Source organism: Neisseria sp. CCUG17229 (genome assembly GCF_047839235.1).
GTDB lineage: Bacteria > Pseudomonadota > Gammaproteobacteria > Burkholderiales > Neisseriaceae > Neisseria > Neisseria brasiliensis.
On record NZ_CP181247.1, the window covers coordinates 2,222,214 to 2,231,582 of the forward strand.

General features: G+C 48.1%; 6 protein-coding genes. All 6 read right to left on the reverse strand.

Annotated elements, in window-relative coordinates; all coding sequences use genetic code 11:
• Nucleotides 1-98 precede the first annotated feature (98 nt).
• The 6 genes from rpsJ to rpoC all read right to left on the reverse strand — a co-directional run bounded on the left by rpsJ (nucleotide 99) and on the right by rpoC (nucleotide 9,315).
• Nucleotides 99-410 carry a 30S ribosomal protein S10 gene (gene rpsJ, locus ACM67B_RS10675; RefSeq protein ID WP_002642322.1) on the reverse strand — a complete coding sequence of 104 codons (312 nt, stop codon included), beginning with the start codon at nucleotides 408-410 and terminating at the stop codon, nucleotides 99-101.
• Nucleotides 411-426: 16 nt separating this feature from the next.
• Nucleotides 427-1,611 carry an elongation factor Tu gene (gene tuf / locus ACM67B_RS10680; RefSeq protein ID WP_416189589.1) on the reverse strand — a complete coding sequence of 395 codons (1,185 nt, stop codon included), beginning with the start codon at nucleotides 1,609-1,611 and terminating at the stop codon, nucleotides 427-429.
• A 96-nt stretch (nucleotides 1,612-1,707) separates the two neighbouring features.
• Entirely contained in the window at nucleotides 1,708-3,813 is a 2,106-nt protein-coding gene (gene fusA, locus ACM67B_RS10685) for an elongation factor G (RefSeq protein WP_416189590.1), read from the reverse strand.
• A gap of 18 nt (nucleotides 3,814-3,831) precedes the next feature.
• Nucleotides 3,832-4,302: a 30S ribosomal protein S7 gene (gene rpsG / locus ACM67B_RS10690; RefSeq protein ID WP_049249334.1), complete on the reverse strand. Its 471-nt coding sequence runs from the start codon at nucleotides 4,300-4,302 to the stop codon at nucleotides 3,832-3,834.
• Between the two features lie 118 nt (nucleotides 4,303-4,420).
• Nucleotides 4,421-4,792, reverse strand: a complete 372-nt coding sequence (gene rpsL, locus ACM67B_RS10695) for a 30S ribosomal protein S12 (protein ID WP_002218431.1) — start codon at nucleotides 4,790-4,792, stop codon at nucleotides 4,421-4,423.
• Between the two features lie 347 nt (nucleotides 4,793-5,139).
• On the reverse strand, nucleotides 5,140-9,315 hold the full coding sequence (rpoC, locus tag ACM67B_RS10700; RefSeq protein WP_416189591.1) for a DNA-directed RNA polymerase subunit beta': 4,176 nt from the start codon (nucleotides 9,313-9,315) through the stop codon (nucleotides 5,140-5,142).
• Nucleotides 9,316-9,369 lie beyond the last annotated feature (54 nt).

Consider the following 9,369-nt stretch of genomic DNA (forward strand, 5'->3'; position numbering starts at 1 on the left):
CTGAAAATTACGACAACTCCCTTTCAGACGGCATTATTGCATAACCACATATAGAATAAAACCGAATGGTTTTACCCATTCGGTTTTCAAAGCAATGATTATTGAACTTTGATTTCTACATCAACACCGGCTGGCAAGTCCAGCTTCATCAGCGCATCAGTAGTTTTGTCAGTCCAGTCCACGATGTCCATCAGACGCAAGTGGGTGCGGATTTCCAATTGCTCACGTGAAGTTTTGTTCACGTGAGGAGAGCGCAAGATATTGAAACGCTCGATTTTGGTTGGCAAAGGAATCGGACCTTTTACCACAGCACCAGTGCGTTTAGCAGTTTCAACGATTTCTTGGGCAGAACGGTCGATCAAGCTGTAATCATAAGCTTTCAAACGGATACGGATTTTTTGGTTTGCCATTTATCAATATCCTTTATTAAGCAATAACAGAAGAAACAACACCGGCACCTACGGTACGGCCACCTTCACGAATCGCAAAACGCAAACCTTCTTCCATCGCGATTGGCGCAATCAGCTCAACAGTGATGGCTACGTTTTCGCCCGGCATTACCATTTCTACACCTTCTTCCAAAGTTACCGCACCGGTAACGTCAGTCGTACGGAAGTAGAATTGTGGACGGTAGTTAGCGAAGAATGGAGTATGACGACCACCTTCTTCTTTGCTCAATACGTATACTTCTGCTTTGAATTTGGTGTGCGGAGTGATTGAGCCTGGTTTAGCCAATACTTGACCACGTTCAACTTCTTCACGTTTGGTACCACGCAACAATACACCTACGTTGTCACCTGCTTGACCTTCGTCCAGCAATTTGCGGAACATTTCCACACCGGTACAAGTGGTTTTTGCAGTGTCTTTCAGACCAACGATTTCGATCTCGTCACCTACGTGGATGATACCGCGCTCTACGCGACCGGTTACTACAGTACCACGACCAGAGATTGAGAATACGTCTTCGATTGGCAACAGGAATGGTTTGTCAACGGCACGTTCCGGAGTTGGGATGTAGCTGTCCAATGCGTCAGCCAATTCAAAGATTTTGGCTTCGTAAGCAGCGTCGCCTTCCAGAGCTTTCAATGCAGAACCTTGGATGATTGGGCAGTCGTCGCCTGGGAAGTCGTAGCTTGACAACAAGTCACGGATTTCCATTTCAACCAATTCCAACAATTCTTCGTCGTCAACCATGTCGCATTTATTCATGAACACCAAGATGTATGGTACGCCTACTTGGCGACCCAACAAGATGTGCTCACGAGTTTGTGGCATAGGACCGTCAGCAGCAGATACAACCAAAATCGCGCCGTCCATTTGTGCCGCACCGGTAATCATGTTTTTCACATAGTCGGCGTGGCCTGGGCAGTCTACGTGTGCGTAGTGACGGGTTTCAGTTTCGTATTCTACGTGAGAAGTGTTAATGGTAATACCGCGGGCTTTTTCTTCCGGCGCGTTGTCGATTTGGTCGTAAGCTTTAGCAGCACCACCGAATTTTTTAGACAAAATCGTAGTCAATGCAGCAGTCAGAGTGGTTTTACCATGGTCAACGTGACCGATGGTGCCAACGTTTACGTGCGGTTTGCTACGTTCAAATTTTTCCTTAGCCATGAGCTAATTCCTTTACATATAAAGATCGATTAAAGAACAATGGCCGTCTGAAAAATATTCAGAGTTTCAGACGGCCTATTTGCAAAGACTGATTAATTAGCCTTTGCGGGCTTCAGTTACAGCAGCGGCAACATTCGATGGCGCTTCAGCGTATTTTTTAAATTCCATCGAGTAAGTTGCACGGCCTTGAGTGGCAGAACGCAAGTCGGTAGAGTAGCCGAACATTTCAGCCAATGGTACTTCAGCGCGTACTTTCTTACCGCCGATACCATCATCATCCATGCCCAATACGATACCGCGACGACGGTTCAAGTCGCCCATTACGTCACCCATGTACTCTTCAGGCGTTTCAACTTCAACGGCCATGATTGGCTCCAACAATGCTGGAGAAGCGCGACGCATACCTTCTTTAAAGGCTTGAGAAGCAGCCAATTCAAACGCCAATTGAGATGAGTCGACATCATGCGAAGAACCGAATACCAAACGCACACGGACATCTACTACAGGGAAGCCTGCTACCACACCGTTAGGCAAGGTATCACGAATACCTTTATCAACTGAAGGGATGAATTCGCGAGGAATCACACCACCTTTAATTTCGTCGATAAATTCGTAGCCTTCACCACCTGGCTCCATAGGCTCCAATTTAATCACAACGTGACCATATTGACCTTTACCACCAGACTGTTTAGCGTGTTTGTATTCAGATTCCACTTCTTTGCGGATGGTTTCACGGTAAGCTACTTGAGGCGCACCGATGTTGGCATCCACGCTGAATTCACGTTTCATACGGTCAACAATAATTTCCAAGTGCAGCTCACCCATACCGGAAATAATGGTTTGACCTGATTCTTCATCTGTACGAACGCGGAATGAAGGGTCTTCCTTAGCCAAACGGTTCAAAGCAATACCCATTTTCTCTTGGTCAGCTTTGGTTTTTGGCTCAACGGCAACGTGAATCACCGGCTCAGGGAACTCCATGCGCTCCAAGATAATTGGCGCGTTTTCAGCACACAAGGTTTCACCTGTGGTCACGTCTTTCAAACCGATAGCAGCAGCGATGTCACCGGCACGTACTTCTTCGATTTCAGTACGGTCAGCAGCAGTCATTTGTACCAAACGACCAATACGCTCACGTGTACCTTTAACAGAGTTCAATACGGTGTCACCAGACTTAACCACACCAGAATAAACACGGATAAAGGTCAAGTTACCTACGTATTTATCATTCAGCATTTTGAATGCCAAAGCAGAGAATGGTGCTTCATCATTTGCTTCACGTTGGTCAGCAGCTTCGCTAGATGGGTTCACACCTTGTACTGGCGGAATGTCGGTAGGTGCAGGCAGCAATTCAACTACGGCATCCAACATACGTTGAACACCTTTGTTTTTAAATGCAGAACCGCACAACATCGGTTGGATTTCACCGGCCAAAGTACGTTGACGCAACGCACCAACGATTTCTTCTTCAGTCAGGTCTTCACCACCCAAGTATTTGTCCATCAATTCTTCGCTGGCTTCTGCTGCGGCTTCAATCATGTTTTGACGCCATTCTTCAGCAGTATCTACCAAGTCAGCAGGGATATCACCGTATTCGAAAGTAACGCCTTTGTCTGCTTCATTCCACAGAATGGCTTTCATTTTCAACAGGTCAACCACGCCTTCGAAGTTGTCTTCCGCACCAACCGGAATCACGATTGGTACTGGATTGGCACGCAAACGAGTTTTCATTTGCTCAACAACACGGAAGAAGTTGGCACCTTGACGGTCCATTTTGTTTACAAATGCCAAACGTGGCACTTTGTATTTGTTAGCTTGACGCCATACGGTTTCAGACTGAGGCTGTACACCACCTACCGCACAGTAAACCATTACCGCGCCGTCCAATACACGCATAGAACGCTCTACCTCTACGGTAAAGTCAACGTGTCCTGGGGTGTCAATGATATTGAAACGGTGTTCTTTGAACTGTTTCGCCATACCTGACCAGTATGAAGTCACGGCAGCAGAAGTAATGGTAATACCACGCTCTTGTTCTTGTTCCATGTAGTCGGTGGTTGCCGCACCGTCATGCACTTCACCCAGTTTGTGTGTCAAACCGGTGTAGAACAAAATACGTTCGGTTGTGGTGGTTTTACCCGCGTCAATATGGGCAGAAATACCGATATTGCGGTACAGGCTGATTGGGGTCTTACGAGCCATTTGATTAGCCTTTCTAAATTAGAAACGGAAGTGAGAGAATGCTTTGTTCGCTTCGGCCATACGGTGTACTTCTTCACGTTTTTTCAACGCGCCGCCGCGACCTTCAGAAGCATCAATCAATTCACCTGCCAAACGCAGATCCATTGATTTCTCACCACGCTTACGGGCCGCATCGCGAACCCAGCGCATTGCCAAAGCCAAGCGGCGTGAAGGACGAACTTCAACAGGAACTTGGTAGTTGGCACCACCTACACGACGGCTTTTCACTTCTACGATAGGCTTGGCGTTAGCAATGGCTTCGTTAAATACTTCGATTGCTGTTTTGCCGGTTTTTTTCTCGATTTGCTCCAAAGCACCGTAAACGATACGCTCTGCAACCGATTTTTTACCGTCAATCATCAATACGTTCATGAATTTAGTCAGCTCAACGCTGCCGAATTTTGGATCTGGCAGTACGTCGCGCTTCGGGACTTCTCTACGTCGTGGCATTTTAATTTCCTTAATATTCTATTCAGTTGGGTTGATTCCCATGAATACCCAAAGGAGTATTCACTTACTCGGCCGTTGTTCAGCTTAGGCGGCCGACGTGCCTATTTAGTCCCGCTTATTATTTAGGACGCTTAGCACCGTATTTAGAACGGGCTTGTTTACGGTCTTTAACACCTGCAGTATCCAAAGAACCGCGTACGGTGTGGTAGCGTACACCCGGCAAGTCTTTTACACGACCGCCACGGATCAATACCACGCTGTGCTCTTGCAAGTTGTGGCCTTCACCGCCGATGTATGAAATCACTTCAAAACCGTTGGTCAGACGAACTTTACATACTTTACGCAATGCAGAGTTCGGTTTTTTAGGAGTGGTAGTGTATACACGGGTGCACACGCCGCGTTTTTGCGGGCAAGCTTCCAGTGCAGGCACTTTGTTTACGTACACAGGCTTTTGACGGCCTTTGCGTACCAATTGGTTAATAGTTGGCATATTTTCTCGTCCTGTTGAGTTAAATACTTGCCGACACCATGCCGACAAGAGCGAAATTATATTTTTTTTGCAAGCACTTAGTCAAGTATTTATCTGATAAAGTTTTTTTAATTGTCGCATCCTTATCTTTGCAACAGAAATTCACCATCCTATTTTAATATCAAGGCCGTCTGAAAATTGCCTAAAACTTATCCTTAATATATTGCAAGCTGCATTTTATCGACGTAATGCAATAAGATTGATGATACTGGTTACATATGACACAAATACGAAAAAGGCCGTCTGAAAACAAGTTTAGCAAACTTGTTTTCAGACGGCCTAACCATCTATCGATGATTTATTTCAACTTACTCTGCTGAATCTTCAACCTGCAGTTGCTCGACTTCTTCGCCGTGGTTTTGCTGACGACGGCTGCGGTGGTAGGTCAAACCGGTACCGGCAGGAATCAGACGTCCAACGATGACGTTTTCTTTCAAACCGCGCAGTTCGTCTTGTTTGCCCATAATCGCTGCTTCGGTCAAAACGCGGGTGGTCTCTTGGAAGGAAGCCGCTGAGATGAAGCTGTCGGTCGACAACGATGCTTTGGTGATACCCAGCAACACGTTTTCGTAACGCGCCGGCTCTTTACCTTCGGCAATCATTTTCTCGTTTTCCAACATCACATCGCCACGCTCGACTTGCTCGCCGGTAATGAAGCTGGTTTCGCCCGAGTCGGCAATATTTACGCGGCGCAGCATTTGACGGATGATGACTTCGATGTGTTTATCGGAAATCTTCACACCTTGCAGGCGGTAAACTTCTTGCACTTCTTGAACAATGTAGCGTGCCAATGCTTCGATACCTTGCAGACGCAGAATATCATGCGGATCAACAGCACCGTCAACGATGGTCTCACCGCGGTTCACCACTTGGCCGTCATGCACCAAGATTTGTTTCTCTTTGGAAATCAAGGTTTCGTAAGCCACACCGTCAACATCGGTGATGATCAAACGTTGTTTACCCTTGGTTTCTTTACCGAAGGAAACGGTACCGGTGATTTCAGCCAGCATACCGGCATCTTTCGGGATACGCGCTTCAAACAATTCGGCCACACGCGGCAGACCACCGGTAATGTCGCGGGTTTTGGACGACGCTTGCGGAATACGCGCCAATACGTCACCTTTACCGATTTCTTGGCCTTCACGCACGGTAATTACCGCGCCTACCGGGAAGGCCATCGATACCGGCGTTGAGGTACCCGGAATGCAGATTTCCAAACCGTTCTCGTCCAACAGTTTCACGGTTGGGCGCAACAATTTAGAGGTACCGGCAGAACGGCGTTTGCCGTCAATTACAACCAAGGTAGACAAACCGGTTACATCGTCGGTCTGTTTGGCAACGGTTACGCCTTCTTCCACGTTTTCGAATTTCACCAAACCGGCATGTTCGGTAATCATCGGACGGGTATGCGGATCCCATGTTGCCAAGGTTTGGCCGGCTTTAATGGCTTCACCGTCTTGCACCAGCAAAATGGCACCGTAAGGCACTTTATGACGTTCGCGCTCGCGGCCGATATCGTCGTGAATCACCACTTCGCAAGAACGGCCAATCACCACCAATTCGCCTTTGTTGTTGGCAACATAACGCATTTGACTGCTGAAACGTGCAGTACCGTTAGATTTGGCTTCCACTTGGCTGGCAGCAGCTGCTCGGGAAGCGGCACCACCAATGTGGAAGGTACGCATGGTCAGCTGGGTACCCGGTTCACCGATCGATTGGGCGGCAATCACACCGACCGCTTCACCAGCATTCACCAGTTTACCACGCGCCAAGTCACGGCCGTAACATTGGGCACACAAACCGTGGCGGGTTTTACAGGTAATCGGGGTGCGTACTTTCACTTCATCGACACCGGATTGGTCAATCATGTCAACCAGTTTTTCGTTCAATAAAGTACCGGCTTCTACCAAGGTTTCGCCTGTGGATGGGTCAACCACATCAGAAGCAGTCACACGGCCCAAAATACGGTCGCGCAAGGCTTCAATCACGTCACCACCTTGTACCACGGCTTTCATGACAAAACCGTCAGTTGTGCCGCAATCGTCTTCTACTACCACCAAGTCTTGGGTTACGTCTACCAAACGGCGGGTCAGGTAACCGGAGTTTGCGGTTTTCAATGCGGTATCGGCCAGACCTTTACGCGCACCGTGGGTCGCAATAAAGTATTGCAATACGGTCAGGCCTTCGCGGAAGTTAGACGTAATCGGCGTTTCGATAATCGAGCCGTCCGGTTTGGCCATCAAACCACGCATGCCGGAAAGCTGTTTGATCTGTGCTGCCGAACCACGGGCACCGGAGTCGGCCATCATGTAGATAGAGTTGAACGACTCTTGATCCACTTCGTTGCCTTCGCGGTCGATGACTTTTTGGGTAGACAGGTTGTCCATCATCGCTTTGGCAATGCGGTCACCGGCACGACCCCAAATATCGACTACTTTGTTGTAACGTTCACCGTTGGTTACCAAACCTTGACGGTATTGGTCTTCGATTTCCTTCACTTCGGCTTGCGCTTCAGCCAACAATACGGCTTTTTCTTTCGGAATTTCCATATCGTCAACGGCAATCGAGATACCGCCCTTGGCTGCATAAGCAAAACCGGTATACATCAGATGGTCGGCGAAAATAACGGTGTCACGCAGACCACACAAGCGGAATGATGCGTTAATCAGCTTAGAAATTTCTTTCTTTTTCAGCGCTTTATTGATGTATTCAAACGGCAGACCTTTAGGCAGAATTTCGCTCAACAAGGCACGGCCTACGGTGGTTTCGTAGCGGTTAACTACCGGCTCCAATTCACCGTTTTCATTTTTCACCCATTCACGCAGGCGCACGGTGATTTTGGTACCCAGTTCTACTTGCTTGGTATGGTAAGCACGATGTACTTCTTTCACATCGGCAAACAAGCTGCCTTCGCCTTTGGCATTGATACGGTCACGGGTCATGTAGTACAGGCCCAATACGATATCTTGAGACGGCACGATAATCGGTTCGCCGTTGGCCGGAGACAATACGTTGTTCGAAGCCAGCATCAAAGTGCGCGCTTCCATTTGCGCTTCCAAGCTCAATGGTACGTGAACCGCCATTTGGTCACCGTCAAAGTCGGCGTTAAATGCGGCACACACCAATGGGTGCAACTGGATCGCTTTGCCTTCAATCAGAATCGGCTCAAACGCTTGAATACCCAAACGGTGCAGCGTCGGCGCACGGTTCAACATGATTGGGTGTTCGCGGATGACTTCTTCCAAGATGTCCCATACTTCCGGTACTTCTTGCTCAACCAATTTTTTGGCGGCTTTAACGGTGGTTGCCAAGCCTTGTTTTTCCAGCTTGTGGAAAATGAACGGTTTGAACAGCTCCAAAGCCATTTTTTTCGGCAGACCGCATTGGTGCAGACGCAGGTAAGGACCCACGGTAATCACCGAACGACCTGAATAGTCCACACGTTTACCCAACAGATTTTGACGGAAGCGACCGCCCTTACCTTTAATCATGTCGGCCAATGATTTCAATGGACGCTTGTTCGCACCGGTCATGGCTTTACCGCGACGGCCGTTATCCAACAGGCTGTCGACTGCTTCTTGCAGCATACGTTTTTCGTTGCGCACGATGATGTCCGGTGCGCTCAACTCCAACAAACGTTTCAGACGGTTGTTACGGTTAATCACGCGACGGTACAAATCGTTCAAATCAGAAGTAGCAAAACGGCCGCCATCCAAAGGCACCAACGGACGCAAATCAGGCGGCAATACCGGCAGCACGTCCATAATCATCCACTCAAGTTTCATACCTGAGCGGTGGAACGCTTCCAATACTTTCAAACGTTTGGCGATTTTTTTGATTTTGGTGTCGGAACCGGTTGATTCCAATTCTTGACGTAATACTTCGATTTCACCGGCTACATCCAATGAACGCAACAATTCGCGGATACCTTCGGCACCCATTTTGGCATCGAAATCGTCGCCGTATTCGTCCAATTTGTTATAGTAATCGTCTTCGGTCAGCAATTGACGGCGTTGCAGCGGGGTCATGCCCGGATCGGTCACCACAAATGCTTCAAAGTACAATACGCGTTCGATGTCACGCAGGGTCATGTCCAATACCATGCCCAAGCGAGACGGCAGCGATTTCAAAAACCAGATGTGGGCAACCGGCGCGGCCAATTCGATGTGGCCCATGCGTTCGCGGCGCACTTTAGACAAAGTCACTTCCACGCCACATTTTTCACAGGTTACGCCTTTAAATTTCAAGCGTTTGTATTTACCGCACAAACATTCGTAGTCTTTTACCGGGCCGAAAATTTTGGCACAGAACAAACCGTCGCGCTCTGGTTTAAAAGTACGGTAGTTGATGGTTTCCGGCTTTTTCACTTCACCGTAAGACCAAGAGCGGATGGTATCCGGAGAGGCAATGCCGATTTTGATGGCATCAAACTCTTCTTCCATGCCCGCTGTTTGTAACGGATTAAATAAGTTCAACAAATTCATTTTTGCTCCTTGAAGGAAGTATTTTTACCGCTTGGCGGATCAGGATTCGGATGG

Bases quoted from the DNA above. Each gene is read 5' to 3' on its own strand.
- rpsJ (WP_002642322.1), bottom strand. From the start codon at position 410: ATGGCAAACCAAAAAATCCGTATCCGTTTGAAAGCTTATGATTACAGC.
- tuf (WP_416189589.1), bottom strand. From the start codon at position 1,611: ATGGCTAAGGAAAAATTTGAACGTAGCAAACCGCACGTAAACGTTGGC.
- fusA (WP_416189590.1), bottom strand. From the start codon at position 3,813: ATGGCTCGTAAGACCCCAATCAGCCTGTACCGCAATATCGGTATTTCT.
- rpsG (WP_049249334.1), bottom strand. From the start codon at position 4,302: ATGCCACGACGTAGAGAAGTCCCGAAGCGCGACGTACTGCCAGATCCA.
- rpsL (WP_002218431.1), bottom strand. From the start codon at position 4,792: ATGCCAACTATTAACCAATTGGTACGCAAAGGCCGTCAAAAGCCTGTG.
- rpoC (WP_416189591.1), bottom strand. From the start codon at position 9,315: ATGAATTTGTTGAACTTATTTAATCCGTTACAAACAGCGGGCATGGAA.